The sequence below is a fragment of the Enterobacter sp. Taxon_2 genome (genome assembly GCF_058355295.1).
The window spans coordinates 3674910-3693172 of the sequence record NZ_CM178024.1 but is presented as its reverse complement, the minus strand read 5'-3'; the positions used below and the strand labels follow the sequence as shown (position 1 = coordinate 3693172).

Genomic DNA, 18263 nt, shown 5'->3' with positions numbered 1-18263 from the left:
GTCTGATGAAAAGTAAATAGCAAGGCGTCTTGCGATTGAGACTTCAGTGTCCCCTTCGTCTAGAGGCCCAGGACACCGCCCTTTCACGGCGGTAACAGGGGTTCGAATCCCCTAGGGGACGCCACTTGCTGGTTCGTGAGTGAAAGTCACCTGCCTTAATATCTCAAAACTCATCTTCGGGTGACGTTTGAGATATTTGCTCTTTAAAAATCTGGATCAAGCTGAAAATTGAAACGACACATCTTTAATGGTGTGTTCGAGTCTCTCAAATTTTCGCAATCATGAAGTGAAACATCTTCGGGTTGTGAGGTTAAGCGACTAAGCGTACACGGTGGATGCCCTGGCAGTCAGAGGCGATGAAGGACGTGCTAATCTGCGAAAAGCGCCGGCGAGGTGATATGAACCTTTGACCCGGCGATGTCCGAATGGGGAAACCCAGTGTGATTCGTCACACTATCGTTAACTGAATACATAGGTTAACGAGGCGAACCGGGGGAACTGAAACATCTAAGTACCCCGAGGAAAAGAAATCAACCGAGATTCCCCCAGTAGCGGCGAGCGAACGGGGAGCAGCCCAGAGTCTGAATCAGCTTGTGTGTTAGTGGAAGCGTCTGGAAAGTCGCACGGTACAGGGTGATAGTCCCGTACACGAAAATGCACAGGTTGTGAACTCGAAGAGTAGGGCGGGACACGTGGTATCCTGTCTGAATATGGGGGGACCATCCTCCAAGGCTAAATACTCCTGACTGACCGATAGTGAACCAGTACCGTGAGGGAAAGGCGAAAAGAACCCCGGTGAGGGGAGTGAAAAAGAACCTGAAACCGTGTACGTACAAGCAGTGGGAGCACCTTCGTGGTGTGACTGCGTACCTTTTGTATAATGGGTCAGCGACTTATATTCTGTAGCAAGGTTAACCGTATAGGGGAGCCGAAGGGAAACCGAGTCTTAACTGGGCGTTAAGTTGCAGGGTATAGACCCGAAACCCGGTGATCTAGCCATGGGCAGGTTGAAGGTTGGGTAACACTAACTGGAGGACCGAACCGACTAATGTTGAAAAATTAGCGGATGACTTGTGGCTGGGGGTGAAAGGCCAATCAAACCGGGAGATAGCTGGTTCTCCCCGAAAGCTATTTAGGTAGCGCCTCGTGAACTCATCTTCGGGGGTAGAGCACTGTTTCGGCTAGGGGGCCATCCCGGCTTACCAACCCGATGCAAACTACGAATACCGAAGAATGTTATCACGGGAGACACACGGCGGGTGCTAACGTCCGTCGTGAAGAGGGAAACAACCCAGACCGCCAGCTAAGGTCCCAAAGTCATGGTTAAGTGGGAAACGATGTGGGAAGGCACAGACAGCCAGGATGTTGGCTTAGAAGCAGCCATCATTTAAAGAAAGCGTAATAGCTCACTGGTCGAGTCGGCCTGCGCGGAAGATGTAACGGGGCTAAACCATGCACCGAAGCTGCGGCAGCGACACTTAGGTGTTGTTGGGTAGGGGAGCGTTCTGTAAGCCGTTGAAGGTGTGCTGTGAGGCATGCTGGAGGTATCAGAAGTGCGAATGCTGACATAAGTAACGATAAAGCGGGTGAAAAGCCCGCTCGCCGGAAGACCAAGGGTTCCTGTCCAACGTTAATCGGGGCAGGGTGAGTCGACCCCTAAGGCGAGGCCGAAAGGCGTAGTCGATGGGAAACAGGTTAATATTCCTGTACTTGGTGTTACTGCGAAGGGGGGACGGAGAAGGCTATGTTAGCCGGGCGACGGTTGTCCCGGTTTAAGCATGTAGGCGGAGGTTCCAGGTAAATCCGGTACCTTTTAACGCTGAGGTGTGATGACGAGGCACTACGGTGCTGAAGTAACAAATGCCCTGCTTCCAGGAAAAGCCTCTAAGCATCAGGTAACATCAAATCGTACCCCAAACCGACACAGGTGGTCAGGTAGAGAATACCAAGGCGCTTGAGAGAACTCGGGTGAAGGAACTAGGCAAAATGGTGCCGTAACTTCGGGAGAAGGCACGCTGATATGTAGGTGAAGCCCCTGCGGGTGGAGCTGAAATCAGTCGAAGATACCAGCTGGCTGCAACTGTTTATTAAAAACACAGCACTGTGCAAACACGAAAGTGGACGTATACGGTGTGACGCCTGCCCGGTGCCGGAAGGTTAATTGATGGGGTTAGCGGCAACGCGAAGCTCTTGATCGAAGCCCCGGTAAACGGCGGCCGTAACTATAACGGTCCTAAGGTAGCGAAATTCCTTGTCGGGTAAGTTCCGACCTGCACGAATGGCGTAATGATGGCCAGGCTGTCTCCACCCGAGACTCAGTGAAATTGAACTCGCTGTGAAGATGCAGTGTACCCGCGGCAAGACGGAAAGACCCCGTGAACCTTTACTATAGCTTGACACTGAACACTGGTCCTTGATGTGTAGGATAGGTGGGAGGCTTTGAAGCGTGGACGCCAGTCTGCGTGGAGCCGTCCTTGAAATACCACCCTTTAATGGCTGGTGTTCTAACGTAGACCCGTAATCCGGGTTGCGGACAGTGTCTGGTGGGTAGTTTGACTGGGGCGGTCTCCTCCCAAAGAGTAACGGAGGAGCACGAAGGTTAGCTAATCCTGGTCGGACATCAGGAGGTTAGTGCAATGGCATAAGCTAGCTTGACTGCGAGAGTGACGGCTCGAGCAGGTGCGAAAGCAGGTCATAGTGATCCGGTGGTTCTGAATGGAAGGGCCATCGCTCAACGGATAAAAGGTACTCCGGGGATAACAGGCTGATACCGCCCAAGAGTTCATATCGACGGCGGTGTTTGGCACCTCGATGTCGGCTCATCACATCCTGGGGCTGAAGTAGGTCCCAAGGGTATGGCTGTTCGCCATTTAAAGTGGTACGCGAGCTGGGTTTAGAACGTCGTGAGACAGTTCGGTCCCTATCTGCCGTGGGCGCTGGAGAATTGAGGGGGGCTGCTCCTAGTACGAGAGGACCGGAGTGGACGCATCACTGGTGTTCGGGTTGTCATGCCAATGGCACTGCCCGGTAGCTAAATGCGGAAAAGATAAGTGCTGAAAGCATCTAAGCACGAAACTTGCCCCGAGATGAGTTCTCCCTGAGACTTTAAGTCTCCTGAAGGAACGTTAAAGACTATGACGTTGATAGGTCGGGTGTGTAAGCGCAGCGATGCGTTGAGCTAACCGATACTAATGAACCGTGAGGCTTAACCTTACAACGCCGAAGGTGTTTTGGCGAAGAGACAGACACGATTTTCAGCCTGATACAGATTAACAGAATTTGCCTGGCGGCTTTAGCGCGGTGGTCCCACCTGACCCCATGCCGAACTCAGAAGTGAAACGCCGTAGCGCCGATGGTAGTGTGGGGTCTCCCCATGTGAGAGTAGGGAACTGCCAGGCATCAATTAAGAAGAACCCCGTACCGTAAGGTGCGGGGTTTTTTGCTTTGTGCTTCCCCACTCTGGCCTTTCTCCTAATCCCTTATCCTGCTAATGGAATGTGTGATCTCTGTCTCAATGTAATTTATAACAAAATTATAACATTTCATTTACGAGGTTGTTGAGTCTTCTGGCTCAATACGCCGCAGTTTATGGCAGGAGCATAATCACAATGACAGAAAGCATGACATCAAACGGGACGCTGGCTCACAGTGATACCCGAAGAAGGGTATGGGCAATCATCAGCGCCTCTTCAGGGAATTTGGTTGAATGGTTCGACTTTTACGTCTACTCGTTCTGTTCACTCTACTTCGCACATATTTTCTTCCCATCCGGCAACACCACCACGCAGCTGCTACAAACGGCAGGAGTCTTCGCCGCAGGGTTTCTAATGCGGCCCATCGGGGGCTGGCTGTTCGGTCGCATAGCGGATCGTCGCGGACGAAAGGCCTCCATGCTGATCTCGGTGTGTATGATGTGCTTTGGTTCGCTGGTGATCGCCTGCTTACCGGGATATGAATCAATTGGTACCTGGGCACCAGCGCTACTTTTACTGGCCCGCTTGTTCCAGGGTTTATCGGTGGGGGGGGAATACGGTACCAGTGCGACCTACATGAGTGAGATTGCCCTCGAGGGCCGTAAAGGTTTTTACGCCTCATTCCAGTACGTCACGCTGATTGGTGGTCAGCTGCTGGCCATTCTTGTGGTGGTGATCCTGCAGCAGATTCTGACGGACGAACAACTTCATGCCTGGGGATGGCGAATTCCTTTCGCAATGGGCGCTGTACTGGCGGTCGTTGCACTTTGGCTACGGCGTCAGCTAGATGAAACCTCTCAGAAAGAGGTCAGGATGCTGAAGGAGGCGGGAACATTCAAAGGGTTATGGCGTAACCGCAAAGCTTTCCTGATGGTGCTTGGCTTTACTGCGGGCGGCTCTCTCAGTTTCTACACGTTCACCACCTATATGCAGAAGTACCTGGTGAACACTACCGGCATGCACGCAAATGTCGCCAGCGTAGTCATGACCGTTGCGCTGTTTGTCTTTATGCTCATACAACCCGTTATCGGTGCGCTCTCGGATAAAATCGGTCGACGTACGTCGATGCTGATTTTTGGCGGGCTGTCGGCATTATGTACCGTACCTATTCTGTCTGCCCTTCAGCATGTGACTTCGCCCTATGCCGCGTTTGCACTGGTGATGCTGGCGATGGTGATTGTCAGTTTCTATACCTCTATCAGCGGGATACTGAAAGCTGAAATGTTCCCAGCGCAGGTACGTGCTTTAGGGGTAGGGCTCTCTTATGCGGTGGCTAATGCGCTATTTGGCGGATCGGCGGAGTACGTTGCGTTGTCGCTTAAATCATGGGGAAGTGAAACGACATTCTTCTGGTACGTAACGATAATGGGTGCACTGGCCTTTGTTGTTTCCCTGATGCTGCATCGGAAAGGGAAAGGTATTCGACTTTAATAGCGCGCCATCTGCCACACGGCATAGCCGGTCGTTGCGCCGGCGACATCCCAGGCGAAATCTTTCCAGCTCCAGCCGCTCCCTGCGGGGCGGCTATCCCACAGTTCTTTTGATGCCCCAAGACCCACTGAGAACATCAGCCCTATCGCCGCGCTACGATCCCGGCTGTATCCCTGATGCTGCGCATATTCATTACCGGCTGCGGACAACATCGCAGAAGCGAGGAAATGCTGTGCTTTATCCTGTCCGGACCAGTTATCGTTGGCCATATGGCTACAGCCACTCAGGAAGAAGACGCTCAGTAACAGAGGAATACGCATCAACGGGCCCCATAAAAAAGCCCTGCGGGTGGCAGGGCCTGGATATTACAGAATACGGCTGATAAGTCGGTCGATACGGATACGACGTAAGCGGCGGATAAGCTTGCGGACTTTCACCGGGTAATCGGCAATGCTCTGCAGTTCGCGGTAATGATTAACCACTGTCGTGTGGGTGCGAATCAGCTCCAGCTCACGCTCACGTTTTGCGGCTAACTCATGCTGCGGGTCATGGATCAGGATAGCGTTTTCCAGATCCAGTCGCCACGCGCGTGGGTTCAGGTTGTTACCGGTCAGGAGCATCCACTCATCGTCGACCCACATTCCTTTCAGATGGTATGTGTTGTCTTCATCTTTCCAGAGACGCACAACCAGCTGATCAGTGTTGACGTAATACTGTAAACGGCTCAGGAAACGGCGCAGGTTAATCTCATAGAGATAAGGCAGAGCACCGATGATTTTGAACGGCTGATCTTCAGGAATGAAGAAGTCGTTTGCCGTTTTATCACCAACGATGATTTCCACTTTTTTACCGTCGCGCAGCAGCTGAATGATATTACGCACCAGCACGGCAGGAAGGTTGAAGTACGGCGTACAGATGGTGAGTTTCTGCTCCGCGCACGGCATCAGATGGAAAATCGTTTTGTTCAGCAGGCTTGATTTGCCGAGCCCTACCAGCGGGGTAACGGATAACTCTTCGTTGTTCGCATCACCCTGGAAATGATACACCGCATCACGCAGCTCCTGGCGGAAGGCGCGAACATCATTTTTGATTTCCGGGCTTTTAGGGCGCTCGGGATCGTCAAGGCGATTAACGCCGCGGCCATGGACCAGATTTTTATCAACCCAGTTGAACATGATATCGGCCATCTGCGGATTACGGATCAGATGGTAGCGGTCGTAGCGATATTTATCGAGCTGATGAAGGTAAACATCATTCAGACTTGCGCCGCTGTAAAGCACGCAGTCATCAATGATAAACCCCTTAAAATGAAGAACGCCGAGTGCTTCACGGGTATTCACCGGGACGCCATAAACAGGCACATCAACGCCAGGATTTTCCTGCGCTGTGCGGCAATACCAGTCGGCATTGGTGTTTGACGCGGCAGCGCCAATACGGCCACGCTGAGCGCGATGCCAGTCTACCAGTACGCGAACATCAAGTTCCGGCCGCTGACGTTTGGCTTCATAGAGCGCGTTCAGGATCGCGCGCCCGCCTTCATCCTGTTCAAGATAAAGCGCCACAATGCAAATGCGTCGCGTGGCGCTGGCAATCTTTTCCAGAAGCGTCTCCCGAAAATGAGCGGGAGCGTAAAAGAACTCTACATCATCAACTGACTGAGAAATCTTCGGTAGTTGAGCAAGGTGTTGTTGATGTTTATTACGCTTAAATTTTGACAACATCACAGTGCGTTTCTTCTCTGTTCATTGAAGGGTTGTCTGTACCATGCAAACAACATAAGCGGACAATGATACCACCAGTCCCGTCCAAAGTGGGTAACATTTCCAGTAGCTTACTCGCGTTTGTCTGCTGATGTCAGACTGAGGGACAAAGCCACAATACCTTCGTCCAGCTGAATATCAACGTCAAACCCAAGTTTTCGCGCCAGGGTCACCATACCGCGATTGTTAGGCATAGTAATGCCATTGAGGCGTAACAATCCGTGATCTCGCGTATAACTGATGAGTTTTTCCAGCAGCCGTCTTCCCAGACCCAGGCCTTTAAGATCGGAGCGCACCAGCACCGCAAACTCCGCATCGACGTTATCCGGGTCAGAAATTGCACGCGTGACGCCGAGGATCTCATCTCCCTTTTCGGAGCGGCGAACGGCAACAAACGCCATTTCTCGATCGTAGTCGATCTGGGTCATATTGGCTAAATCATCGTGGGTAAATTCGTTGATTTCGCTAAAATAGCGATAGTAAAGATCCTCTTTCGTGACCTGAGAGATAAAAGCCCGCAGCTGGGGCTCATCTTCCGGCAGGATAGGGCGGAACAAGGCGCGTTCCCCATTCTTCATCTCAACCCACTCCTCCAGCTGCAGGGGATACGGGCGGATCGCCAGACGGCTCTCTCTGTCTCCTTCGAAGGGCGCGATATCCAGGGTTACGTCCAGCGCCGTAAACTCATTGCCGGAGGCGAGCAGCGGATGAATGTCCAGCCGCTGGATCTCGGCACAATCCACAATCAGGTTAGACACCTGCACCAGGAACTGACTTAGCCCGGCAATATCAAGTGGACGCAGCGCGCTCCGGCCACGGACCTTTTTACTTTTAATCGCCTGGATGATCAGATAACGCGCCAGGTTCATGTTCAGCGGCGGTAATGCGACCACGGCCTGCTCCTCCGGACGCCACTCCACGCCACCTTCTCCCAGCATGATGAGCGGGCCGAAGACGGGATCGTGTTCGACTACCACCCGTAATTCCTGAGCGCCTGCGCGGTTGGCCATGCTTTGCACCAGCAATCCGTGGATCCTTGCCTGCGGCCAGGCCATTTTGACCCGATCGAAAATGGCATCGGCGGCCTGCTGCACCTCAGTCGCCGTACGCAGGTATAACATCACCCCCTGCACATCAGACTTATGCGGGATATCCGGGGAGCGCAGCTTCAGGGCGACCGGATAGCCAATCTGCTCGGCAATATGCACGGCCTCAGCGCTGTCACTGGCAATCCAGGTCGGCAGGGTTTGCATCCCGTAGCTGCCCAGAATGGGCTGGACCTCATGCGTATCCAGCGACGTCGCACCTTCTTCAATGGCCTGCTGCAACAGCCGGTGAACGTCGACGGTGTTCGCCGTCAGATTACCCGGCAAAGCCGGCGTCTCACGCAGCTGTTTCTGGTTGCGGCGATATTCCACCATATGCATAAAGGCGGTGATGGTGCCTTCCGGCGTGCGGTAGGTTGGCAGCCCGGCCTCGCTGAACAAGCGCCGAGCCTCCTGCGAAGAAAACTCACCGCACCAGTTGGTCAGCAGGGTGACATATTTGCCTCGCGGATGGTTGTGCACGGCGTCAATGAGCGCGCGCGCGCTTTCGCTACCCGGCGCGACCGCGCTGGGGGAGTGGATAATCATCAGCGCATCGAAATCCTGGCTATCCAGCAAAATGGAAATTGCCTTGATATAGCGCTCGCTGCTGGCATCATCGCGCAAATCAAGCGGATTGCCGGGCGTCACGCTGGTCGGAAGCGCATCTTTCAGGCGCTGCAGCGTCTCTTCACTCAGCATTGCCAGCTTGCCGAAGCGCCGCCACAGCTCATCCAGGGCGAGTGCAGCAGGGGCGGCACCGTTACTGACAATCATTAACTTCTCGCCGCGCAACGGGCGCATATGGCTTAAGGTCTCAACGGCGGAAAAAAGCTCGTGCGTATCCTGTACCCGCAGCAACCCCGCGCGCTGGATGGCGGCGTCCCAGGCGGGATCCATGCCGGAATGCGAATGCAGCAGACGCTGTGCCGCAGGGCTGCGTCCGCTTTTGATCACCAGGATCGGCTTATTGCGCGACGCGCTTCGCGAAGCCGAGACAAAACGACGCGCGTCGCTGAGGTGCTCAAGATAAAGCAGGATCGCACTGGTTTTACCGTCGCGCGCCAGAAAATCCAGGAGCTCATCAACGTCGATATCCAGACTGTCGCCAAGGGCAATGAAATAGGAAAATCCCATTTCGCGCTGCTGCGCCCAGTCAAGGATGGTGTTCGATACCGCAGCCGACTGCGAGATAAACGCGAGTTTGCCTTTGCGGATCGGAACCGGAGAGAAACTGGCGTTCAGCCCCTGCCAGGGGGCGAGCAGGCCAAGACTGTTTGGCCCAAGAATACGCATTTGATAGCGGCTGGCGCAGGCCAGAAGCTCGGCTTTCTGTTCAGGCGGAGACGAGAGAATAATACAGGTTTTACAGCCTTTCTTGCCGAGCGATTCCAGCAGTTCCGGATTACGCTTCGCGTTTGTACAGAGTACGGCAAGATCCGGTACGAAAGGCAGGCTCTGTACATCGGGCCATGCAAGCACTCCCTGAACCGCCTTATACGCCGGCGTGACGGGCATGACGGGGCCATTAAACCCCCCGGCCAGCAGGTTACGCATCATCAGATAGCCAGCACGATCCGGTTTCATTGATGCGCCAATGACGGCAATGGATTTAGGACGAAGTAGCGCTTCTAACCCTCGCTGGCTCATGCAGGCCTCCTGTGAATGCAAGCGACCTGATGATTTTAAACGCTTTCTGGCTCGAGTGCTGTGACGCTGCCCTTATGAACGGTTTTTCCCGCCAGATAGCGCTCCCGGAAGCATGAGAAATGGTTGCCAAGAGCCCCAGCTGCAGCCGTATCACCTGCCAAATCCAGAAGCGCAATGGCAACTTCGGCGGTGCAGTATTGCCCGTCAGCATGCGCTTCACGTAGGCGGTAGGCGGAGACGCGGGAAAGATCAACAGAAATCACCGGCAGTGCGTCGAGATACGGGCTTTTGCGAAACATTTTTCGCGCTTCGGTCCAGGTGCCGTCCAGCATAATAAACAGCGGTGGTTTACCGGATGGCGGCACTGAAAGCACCTGGCGATCCGCACCTGCGTATGACGCGGGGAAAACGACCATCGGCTGATAGTCCTTGCTTGCCACTAAATCGAGCAGGGCCTGAGGCGGCTCCGTACGGGACCACTGAAACGCGGCGGTATCCGGCAGAATATCGGCGATAAGACGCCCCGTATTGCTGGGTTTCATCGGCTCGGTATCGAACATGACCAGACAAAAACGACTCTCCGCCGTACTCGGGGCCAGCGTCTCGCACAGACAAACCTTCAGCGGCAGCAGGCAGCGCTGACAGCGGCGAATACGGTTGCCTCGGGCGAGGAACGGTCGGGTGGCGCGCGCAAGGCGTTCGGCGCGTAATTGAAGAACAGCGTTATCAGTCATGGGCGAAATGCAGGAAAAACACTATTTTCGCAGAGGCGGGAGCGGGGCACAAGATGTGCCCCGTGAATGTTACAGCGACTCGTTTAACCAGCTTTCAAAAGGTGCTTTTGGAACCGCACCGTTAAGCATATCGATCACTTCACCATTTTTGAAAATCATAATGGTCGGGATGCTGCGAATACGAAAACGGGCGCTCAGTTCGGGTTCGGCTTCGGTATTGACCTTCACGAAGCGTATTTTTCCGCTGCGCTCTTCGGCCACGTCTTCGAAGATTGGCGCGAAGCTACGGCATGGGCCGCACCATGGCGCCCAGAAATCGATCACGACAGGAAGATCGTCCTTGAGGAGTTTGTCCAGCGTAGCACCCGTCGCATTAATGACCTCGCCATCAAATAATTCATGGCCACAACGTCCGCATTTCGCACCATCTTCCATCCGATCGTCCGGAATGCGGTTAAGAGCCTGACAGTTGGCACATACGGTATTCATAACTAACCTCTGATAGAGCCGTGGGACAGCGGCAGAACGCCGATAATGTTTCTAATATGTTACATATTATCAATGAGCCTGTTTGAAACAACAATGCGTTTTATTCAATGAGAACAATAGTCACAGGCTTTTGTACGAAATTATGGCTATGCGCTGGCACATCGGGTAATCTGCGCGCTTCGCGCAGCGCTGGTGGAGAAAAGCATGAACGACGAAATGAAAAACAAAAGCGGCAAGGTCAAAGTGATGTATGTCCGCAGTGATGATGACTCTGATAAACGCACCCAAAATCCGCGTACCGGAAAAGGTGGCGGGCGTCCGGCGTCTTCTCGTGCAGACGGTGGCCGTCGCCCCGCCCGCGATGACAAAAATAACCGCGGTGATGACCGCAAACGTGACGATCGCAAACGCGATGACCGTCCGCGTTCCGACCGCCCACGCAGTGACCGTCCACGCGACGATCGTCCGCGTGATGACTTCTCGCGTGATAACGGCTCCCCGTGGCGCACCGTTTCTCGCGCCCCTGGCGATGAGACGCCGGAAAAAGCCGATCACGGCGGTATCAGCGGTAAAAGCTTTATCGATCCGGAAGTGCTGCGCCGTCAGCGTGCGGAAGAGACCCGCGTGTACGGCGAGAACGCTTGCCAGGCGCTGTTCCAGAGCCGTCCTGAGTGTATCGTCCGCGCCTGGTTCATCCAGAGCGTGACTCCGCGCTTTAAAGAAGCGCTGCGCTGGATGGCCGCGAACCGTAAAGCCTACCACGTCGTGGATGATGCCGAGCTGACCAAAGCCTCCGGTACTGAACACCACGGCGGCGTCTGCTTCCTGATCAAAAAACGTAACGGCACGACCGTGCAGCAGTGGGTCAGCCAGGCGGATGCCGATGACTGCGTGCTGGCGCTGGAAGATGTAGGTAACCCGCACAACCTGGGCGCAATGATGCGTAGCTGCGCGCACTTTGGCGTGAAAGGCGTGCTGTTGCAGGATGCCGCGCTGCTGGAATCCGGTGCCGCGATTCGTACTGCGGAAGGCGGAGCCGAGCACGTACAGCCGATCACCGGCGACAGCGTTCTGGATGCCCTTGAGCAGTTCCGTAAAGCGGGTTATTCCATCGTGACCACCTCGAGCCATGCCGGTACGCCGCTGTTTAAAGCGACGCTGCCGCGTAAAATGGTGCTGGTATTAGGTCAGGAACGTGATGGTCTGTCTGACGCGGCGCTCTCGAGTGCGGATCTGAGCGTCTCTATCGACGGAACAGGCAACGTGGAAAGTCTGAACGTATCCGTTGCGACCGGCGTGCTGTTGGCCGAGTGGTGGCGTCAGAACAAGGCGTAAGCCTCTTAATGTGCCGGGTCTGACCCGGCACATTCAAATACTACTCGCTCTCTGCCGGTAATACAGGCATCCAGTCAATCGGCGTTTCGCCACGTTTTTCCAGCCATTCATTCGCCAGAACAAAATGATTACTGCCAAAGAAACCGCGATGTGCAGACAGCGGTGACGGGTGCGGCGCTTTCAACACGTGATGACGCTGACGGTCAATAATCGCCCCTTTCTTCTGCGCATGCGATCCCCAGAGTAAAAACACAACCCCTTCACGATGCTCGTTGATAAGGCTGATGACTTTATCGGTAAAGGTCTCCCATCCAAGGCTGGCGTGCGAGTGCGCCTGGCCCGCCCGTACGGTAAGCACCGTATTCAGTAACAGCACGCCCTGACGCGCCCAGCTTTCCAGGTACCCGTGGTTTGGCCGGGTAAAACCGGGCACGGTTCCCTCAAGCTCTTTATACATGTTGAGCAGAGAAGGGGGGATCGCCACGCCGGGACGGACGGAAAACGCCAGCCCATGCGCCTGGCCCGGGCCGTGATAGGGATCCTGGCCCAGGATGACCACTTTCACATCGCTCAATTCGGTGTAGCGAAAGGCGTTGAACACATCTTTCTGCGGTGGGTAAACCGTCTGTCCGGACTGACGCTCAGCGGCAACGGTGCTGAGCGTATTGATAAAATAAGGCTGCTGCTTTTCTTCTGCCAGCACGTCATGCCAGGTTAAAGGTGTCGTCATCTCGCTCTCCTGCGAATCTCAATCTGTGACTAGCTTACCTGTTTAACCCCGGTGAGCAAAATTACACGCTGAAATGTGCACTAAGTGGCTAAATTTATTTTGAAAAGATGCAGTACAAGTTGAATTGGTAAGGTTGTAAAATTGATCTAAAACAATAAATTCAAACCACACTCTTTGTATGGTTGGTGTTTTTATTGATTTAAATCAATAAATCACCGGGGTGTGAATGATATATATACACACAAGAAACAATGGTTTTACCAATTGGCCGCGAGAGGCCGACATCAGTTAATGTAGCCTAGGGAGGCAACACATGATTACAGGTATCCAGATTACTAAAGCTGCAAATGACGATCTGCTCAATTCTTTCTGGCTGCTGGACAGCGAGAAAAACGAAGCGCGCTGTGTCGTTGCGAAAGCGGGTTTTGCTGAAGATGAAATCGTGCCGGTGAGCAAACTGGGCGAAATAGAGTACTGTGAAATTCCAATGGAAGTGAAACCGGAAGTGCGCGTGGAAGGTGGTCAGCACCTGAACGTAAACGTACTGCGCCGCGAAACGCTGATGGACGCGGTTGAGCACCCTGAAAAATACCCGCAGCTGACTATCCGCGTGTCCGGCTATGCGGTTCGCTTTAACTCACTGACTCCAGAACAGCAGCGCGACGTTATCGCCCGTACCTTTACTGAAAGCCTGTAACGGCTTCAGCAGGGGGGAATAAAAAAGCCGGGGATTTCCCCGGCTTTTTTTACTCTTCAGTTTTCGTCTCTGGTGCGGCAGAGCTTGGCTTACGGCGCTTACCAATATTTTTGGTATCGCGGTGGCGCTGCTTCACGCGCGGTTTCTCTTTTTCTTTCTCTTTTCTCTCAGCACGTTTCGCGAGCGCTTTCTTAGACGGTTTACCCGTCATCTTTTCACTCGGCGCACGTGTGGTTGGGCGCAAGCCGTCAATAACGCGCGCTTTCAGCGGCTCGTCAACATAGCGGCCAATTTTCTGCAGCAGCAGGTAGTCATGTGCTTCAACCAGTGAGATAGCAATACCTTTGCGGCCCGCGCGGCCGGTACGGCCAATACGGTGCAGATAGGTATCTCCGCTGCGCGGCATATCGAAGTTAATGACGTGGCTGACGTCCGGGATGTCGATCCCGCGAGCGGCAACGTCTGTGGCAACCAGCACGTTAACGCGGCCATCGGTCAGGCGCTTGATGCCTTCGGTACGCTTGATCTGCGCCATCTCGCCTTCAAGATAGCAGTTGTTGATCCCGGCGTTACGCAGCATTTCAGCCAGCTCGTGCACGCGCTCGCGCTTACGCACAAATACGATTGTGCGCAGCGCATCTTCCTGCTTCAGCAGGTGTTTCAGCAATTCGACCTTGTGTTCAAGGTTGTCCGCGCGGTAGTACCACTGGTGGATCTTCTTACGCTCACGGGTGGACGGCGTAGCCGACACTTCCACCGGATCTTCCAGCAGACGCTCTGCGAAGTCTTTGATCGCTTCCCCTTCGAGGGTGGCAGAGAACAGCATCGTCTGGTTACGCCAGCGTGTTTCCCCGGCAATGTGCTCGATATCCTGTGCGAAGCCCATGTCCAGCATGCGGTCAGCTTCGTCGAGGATCAGCGTTTCAACCGCGCGGCAGTCGAAGTTCTCTTCTTTAATGTACTGCAGCAGGCGGCCCGTCGTCGCAACGACGATGTCCTGGTTTTCGCTGAACACTTCGGCGTGGTTCATATACGCAACGCCGCCGGTAATGGTGGCGATATCCAGATGGGTATTTGCCGCGAGTTCACGCGCGTGATCGGCCACCTGCATGGCCAGTTCGCGCGTCGGCGTCAGGATTAAAATACGCGGCGGGCCAGATTTTTTACGTGGAAAATCGAGCAGATGCTGCAACACAGGCAGCAGATAGGCTGCTGTCTTCCCCGTGCCGGTTGGCGCAGAACCGAGCACATCGCGGCCCTCAAGCGCAGGCGGAATGGCCGCTGCCTGAATGGCGGTCGGGCGTGTAAAGCCTTTGCTCTCAAGTGCATTGAGCAGGCTTTCATCGAGTTCAAGTTCGGAAAAAGTCGTTACAGTCATGTTCTACCTCTGTGTGGGGCGCTGATTATAGACGTTACGGCTGTAATCTTCATCTGTTTGTATGGATATCGCTTTTCGGCCACTTCGCTTTCCCCTATGCTACTCCAGTTTCACTTAGAAGGTTGCCTTGACATGTCTCAACTCAAAGCGCAGCTGCGCCGCGATGGTTTTACGTTTAAACAATTTTTTGTCGCTCACGATCGCTGTGCCATGAAAGTCGGTACAGACGGTATTTTACTGGGAGCGTGGGCGCCTGTCGCAGGTGTTAAGCGTATTCTTGATATCGGTACCGGCAGCGGGCTGGTGGCGTTGATGCTGGCGCAGCGTACGGAAGAACATGTCACCATCGATGCCGTCGAACTGGATGCTCAGGCCGCAGAGCAGGCGAGTGACAATATGGCCGAATCTCCCTGGGCAGCCCGAATGAAGGTGGAATGCGCAGATGTGCTGGCCTGGGCACCTGAACAAACCGCGCGTTACGATCTGATCGTCAGTAACCCTCCCTACTACGAGCCCGGCGTTGAGTGCGGGACACCCGAGCGTGAACAGGCGCGTTATACCGGCTCCCTCGATCATAAAGCGCTGCTCACCAGTGCGGCGGAACTCATCTCCGAAGAAGGTTTTTTCTGCGTGGTCCTGCCTGAGAGTACCGGCAATACGTTCATCGGTATCGCGCAGGAGATCGGCTGGACGTTACGGCTGCGTACCGATATTTCGGATACGGAAGGACGACTGCCGCACCGCGTGCTGCTGGCGCTCTCGCCAAAAGAGGGGGAATGCTTTAATGACCGAATGGTGATCCGTGGGCCAGACCAGCGTTATTCCGAAGATTACACAGCTCTGACCCAGGCGTTTTATCTGTTTATGTGAACCTGAGGGGCGAGGATCGAGGGGCCGGATTCAGCAAGCTGATCCGGGTAGTCCAGCGTATAGTGCAGTCCACGGCTCTCTTTACGCATCATCGCGCAGCGAACGATCAGCTCGGCAACCTGCACCAGATTGCGCAGCTCCAGCAGGTTATTGGATACGCGGAAATTGGCATAATACTCATCAATTTCCTGCTGCAGCATGGTGATGCGGCGCAAGGCGCGCTCCAGGCGTTTCGTGGTGCGCACAATCCCCACGTAGTCCCACATAAACAGCCGTAGCTCATGCCAGTTATGCTGGATCACGACCAGCTCGTCCGGATTATCCACGCGGCTTTCATCCCAGGCAGGCAGATGCTCTGTTTCACGGGCATAAGGCATGCGCTTCGCGATGTCTTCCGCTGCTGACCAGCCGTACACCAGGCACTCAAGCAGTGAGTTAGAGGCCATACGGTTCGCGCCGTGTAGCCCGGTATAGCTGACCTCACCGATAGCATACAGACCATCCACATCGGTACGCCCATGATCGTCAACCATGACCCCACCGCAGGTATAGTGGGCCGCTGGCACAATCGGCACCGGATCGCGCGTTAAATCAATGCCAAGATTGAGCAGCTTTTCGTAGATCATCGGGAAATGCTGACGAATGAACTCTGCTGGCTTATGGCTGATATCGAGATACATGCAGTCCACGCCAAGACGCTTCATTTCATGATCGATGGCGCGGGCAACGATATCGCGCGGGGCCAGTTCACCCCGGGCGTCAAAGTCCGGCATAAAGCGGGAGCCGTCAGGGCGTTTCAGATAAGCACCTTCACCGCGCAGGGCTTCCGTCAGCAGGAAGTTGCGCGCCTGAGGGTGGAACAGGGCGGTTGGGTGAAACTGATTAAACTCGAGGTTCGCCACCCGGCAGCCGGCGCGCCAGGCCATCGCGATACCGTCACCGGAGGCAATGTCCGGGTTCGTGGTGTACTGATACACTTTAGAGGCGCCGCCCGTGGCCAGCACCACAGCCTTCGCCTGGCAGGTTTCCACCTTCTCTTTATTGCGGTTCCAGACCCAGGCGCCCACCACGCGACGCGTGCCCGGCAGGCCAATCTTGTCGGAGATAATCAGGTCGACGGCGTTACTTCGCTCGAGCACCCGAATATTAGGATGGTTCAGCGCTTTACTGACCAGCGTCGTTTCCACTTCTTTACCGGTGGCATCCGCTGCGTGCAGGATGCGGCGGTGGCTATGGCCGCCTTCGCGCGTCAGGTGGTAGCTCTCTTCACCATTGGGTTGAACCTGCGTATCGAACAATACGCCCTGGTCGATGAGCCACTGCACGCAGTGGCGGGCATTGCTGGCGACAAACTCTGCGGCATGCGCATCCACGATCCCGGCCCCGGCAATCAGCGTATCGTCGACGTGGGAAGCAATACTGTCTGTCTCATCAAACACGGCGGCAATGCCACCCTGGGCATAAAACGTGGAACCTTCACTTATCGGTCCTTTACTTAGAACGATAACGTTTTGATGCTCGGCCAGGCGCAGCGCCAGAGAGAGACCGGCAGCGCCGCTGCCGATGATCAGTACATCACAATGAAGTTCAGGTGTTGTGTTCATGATTGTTGTTTAATTTACTAAACAGTGTTGGGTCAGAATAGCACTCGAATGCGATTTATCGCACGTTTTTTTTATAGGCTGTTGCAATGGCTAAACGCGTAAGCGGAGGTAAACGGAGGGTAAATGAGTGAAATTATTTTGCGAAGCAGATCGTTAGCGTCAGATTTTGTGGTGAAATAAAGCCTGTGTTGCGTTACTCTTCTGGCGGGAAAAAGATGTTTCTTGTCAGAAAGTGGTGCGTATCGTGAACAGACTTATAATGAGAGAAAATGAACAGTCTGCGGCGCGATGAACAAAAACAAAGGCGTTACGGAACTTATTGAAGATCAGACACTCTAATTCGGTGCTTGCTCAAAGTGCGGTATTTTTAGAGTGGCGTTTCGATAACGCGTGGAATTTAGGTTTGGGGAGACATTACCTCGGATGAGCGAGCAGTTAACGGACCAGGTCCTGGTTGAACGGGTCCAGAAGGGAGATCAGAAAGCCTTTAACTTACTGGTGGTGCGCTACCAGCATAAGGTGGCGAGCCTGGTTTCCCGCTATGTACCGTCAGGCGATGTGCCTGATGTGGTGCAAGAGTCTTTTATTAAGGCCTATCGCGCGCTGGATTCTTTCCGGGGAGATAGTGCTTTTTATACCTGGCTGTACCGTATTGCGGTCAATACGGCAAAGAATTATCTGGTCGCTCAGGGCCGTCGTCCGCCTTCAAGTGATGTGGACGCAATCGACGCCGAAAACTTCGAAAGTGGCGGCGCATTGAAAGAAATTTCGAACCCTGAGAACTTAATGTTGTCAGAAGAACTGAGACAAATCGTTTTTCGCACGATCGAGTCGCTCCCGGAAGATTTACGCATGGCAATTACGTTACGGGAGCTTGATGGTCTGAGCTATGAAGAGATAGCCGCTATCATGGATTGTCCGGTCGGCACGGTACGTTCACGAATTTTCCGTGCGCGAGAAGCTATTGATAATAAAGTTCAACCGCTTATCAGGCGTTGACGATAGCGGGATACTGGAAAAGGTATTA

At 54.1% G+C, this 18263-nt stretch carries 14 protein-coding genes, 1 tRNA gene and 2 rRNA genes; 9 read left to right on the top strand and 8 right to left on the bottom strand.

Features of this window, described 5'->3' with window-relative positions:
• The first annotated feature begins 48 nt into the window (after positions 1-48).
• The 4 genes from AC4IC4_RS17450 to AC4IC4_RS17435 all read left to right on the top strand — a co-directional run bounded on the left by AC4IC4_RS17450 (position 49) and on the right by AC4IC4_RS17435 (position 4904).
• Positions 49-124, top strand: a tRNA-Glu gene (locus tag AC4IC4_RS17450).
• 184 nt (positions 125-308) lie between these two features.
• Positions 309-3213, top strand: a 23S ribosomal RNA gene (locus tag AC4IC4_RS17445).
• A 69-nt stretch (positions 3214-3282) separates the two neighbouring features.
• Positions 3283-3398: ribosomal RNA gene (gene rrf / locus AC4IC4_RS17440) — 5S ribosomal RNA — on the top strand.
• 210 nt (positions 3399-3608) lie between these two features.
• Positions 3609-4904, top strand: coding sequence for an MFS transporter (locus AC4IC4_RS17435; RefSeq protein ID WP_024908610.1), 1296 nt, complete (start codon positions 3609-3611; stop codon positions 4902-4904).
• On the opposite strand, the gene AC4IC4_RS17430 is transcribed toward AC4IC4_RS17435, so the two are convergent.
• From AC4IC4_RS17430 to trxC, 5 genes are all read right to left on the bottom strand, one after another.
• On the bottom strand, positions 4901-5224 hold the full coding sequence (locus tag AC4IC4_RS17430) for a YfiM family lipoprotein (protein ID WP_024908611.1): 324 nt from the start codon (positions 5222-5224) through the stop codon (positions 4901-4903). The two genes, AC4IC4_RS17435 and AC4IC4_RS17430, sit on opposite strands and share 4 nt — an antisense overlap.
• A 45-nt stretch (positions 5225-5269) precedes the next feature.
• Positions 5270-6625 carry a CDP-diacylglycerol--serine O-phosphatidyltransferase gene (pssA, locus tag AC4IC4_RS17425; protein WP_491472838.1) on the bottom strand — a complete coding sequence of 452 codons (1356 nt, stop codon included), beginning with the start codon at positions 6623-6625 and terminating at the stop codon, positions 5270-5272.
• Between the two features lie 110 nt (positions 6626-6735).
• Positions 6736-9399, bottom strand: a complete 2664-nt coding sequence (locus tag AC4IC4_RS17420) for a bifunctional acetate--CoA ligase family protein/GNAT family N-acetyltransferase (protein ID WP_491471590.1) — start codon at positions 9397-9399, stop codon at positions 6736-6738.
• Between the two features lie 35 nt (positions 9400-9434).
• Entirely contained in the window at positions 9435-10133 is a 699-nt protein-coding gene (locus tag AC4IC4_RS17415; protein WP_024908613.1) for a tRNA-uridine aminocarboxypropyltransferase, read from the bottom strand.
• 69 nt (positions 10134-10202) lie between these two features.
• Complete coding sequence (gene trxC, locus AC4IC4_RS17410; protein WP_024908614.1) at positions 10203-10622, bottom strand: thioredoxin TrxC; 420 nt, start codon at positions 10620-10622, stop codon at positions 10203-10205.
• Positions 10623-10826: 204 nt separating this feature from the next.
• On the opposite strand from trxC, the gene AC4IC4_RS17405 reads away from it, so the two are divergent.
• Complete coding sequence (locus AC4IC4_RS17405; protein ID WP_024908615.1) at positions 10827-11957, top strand: tRNA/rRNA methyltransferase; 1131 nt, start codon at positions 10827-10829, stop codon at positions 11955-11957.
• A 40-nt stretch (positions 11958-11997) separates the two neighbouring features.
• On the opposite strand, the gene ung is transcribed toward AC4IC4_RS17405, so the two are convergent.
• Positions 11998-12687, bottom strand: coding sequence for a uracil-DNA glycosylase (ung, locus tag AC4IC4_RS17400; protein WP_491471589.1), 690 nt, complete (start codon positions 12685-12687; stop codon positions 11998-12000).
• A 313-nt stretch (positions 12688-13000) separates the two neighbouring features.
• Between ung and grcA the strand changes: the two genes are divergently transcribed.
• A complete protein-coding gene (gene grcA, locus AC4IC4_RS17395) occupies positions 13001-13384 on the top strand; it encodes an autonomous glycyl radical cofactor GrcA (RefSeq protein ID WP_491471588.1) in 384 nt (127 codons plus the stop codon).
• A gap of 49 nt (positions 13385-13433) precedes the next feature.
• Here the strand turns inward: grcA and srmB are convergent, their stop codons facing one another.
• Positions 13434-14762 carry an ATP-dependent RNA helicase SrmB gene (srmB, locus tag AC4IC4_RS17390; RefSeq protein WP_023344704.1) on the bottom strand — a complete coding sequence of 443 codons (1329 nt, stop codon included), beginning with the start codon at positions 14760-14762 and terminating at the stop codon, positions 13434-13436.
• A gap of 132 nt (positions 14763-14894) precedes the next feature.
• On the opposite strand from srmB, the gene trmN reads away from it, so the two are divergent.
• Positions 14895-15632, top strand: coding sequence for a tRNA(1)(Val) (adenine(37)-N(6))-methyltransferase TrmN (gene trmN / locus AC4IC4_RS17385; RefSeq protein ID WP_023344703.1), 738 nt, complete (start codon positions 14895-14897; stop codon positions 15630-15632).
• Here the strand turns inward: trmN and nadB are convergent.
• A complete protein-coding gene (gene nadB, locus AC4IC4_RS17380; RefSeq protein WP_491471587.1) occupies positions 15617-17236 on the bottom strand; it encodes an L-aspartate oxidase in 1620 nt (539 codons plus the stop codon). The genes trmN and nadB overlap by 16 nt on opposite strands.
• A gap of 343 nt (positions 17237-17579) precedes the next feature.
• On the opposite strand from nadB, the gene rseD reads away from it, so the two are divergent.
• Together rseD and rpoE are read left to right on the top strand one after the other, a co-directional pair.
• Entirely contained in the window at positions 17580-17663 is an 84-nt protein-coding gene (rseD, locus tag AC4IC4_RS17375) for a rpoE leader peptide RseD (RefSeq protein WP_223605340.1), read from the top strand.
• On the top strand, positions 17660-18235 hold the full coding sequence (gene rpoE / locus AC4IC4_RS17370) for an RNA polymerase sigma factor RpoE (RefSeq protein ID WP_006176728.1): 576 nt from the start codon (positions 17660-17662) through the stop codon (positions 18233-18235). Before rseD ends, rpoE begins: the two co-directional genes overlap by 4 nt.
• Positions 18236-18263 lie beyond the last annotated feature (28 nt).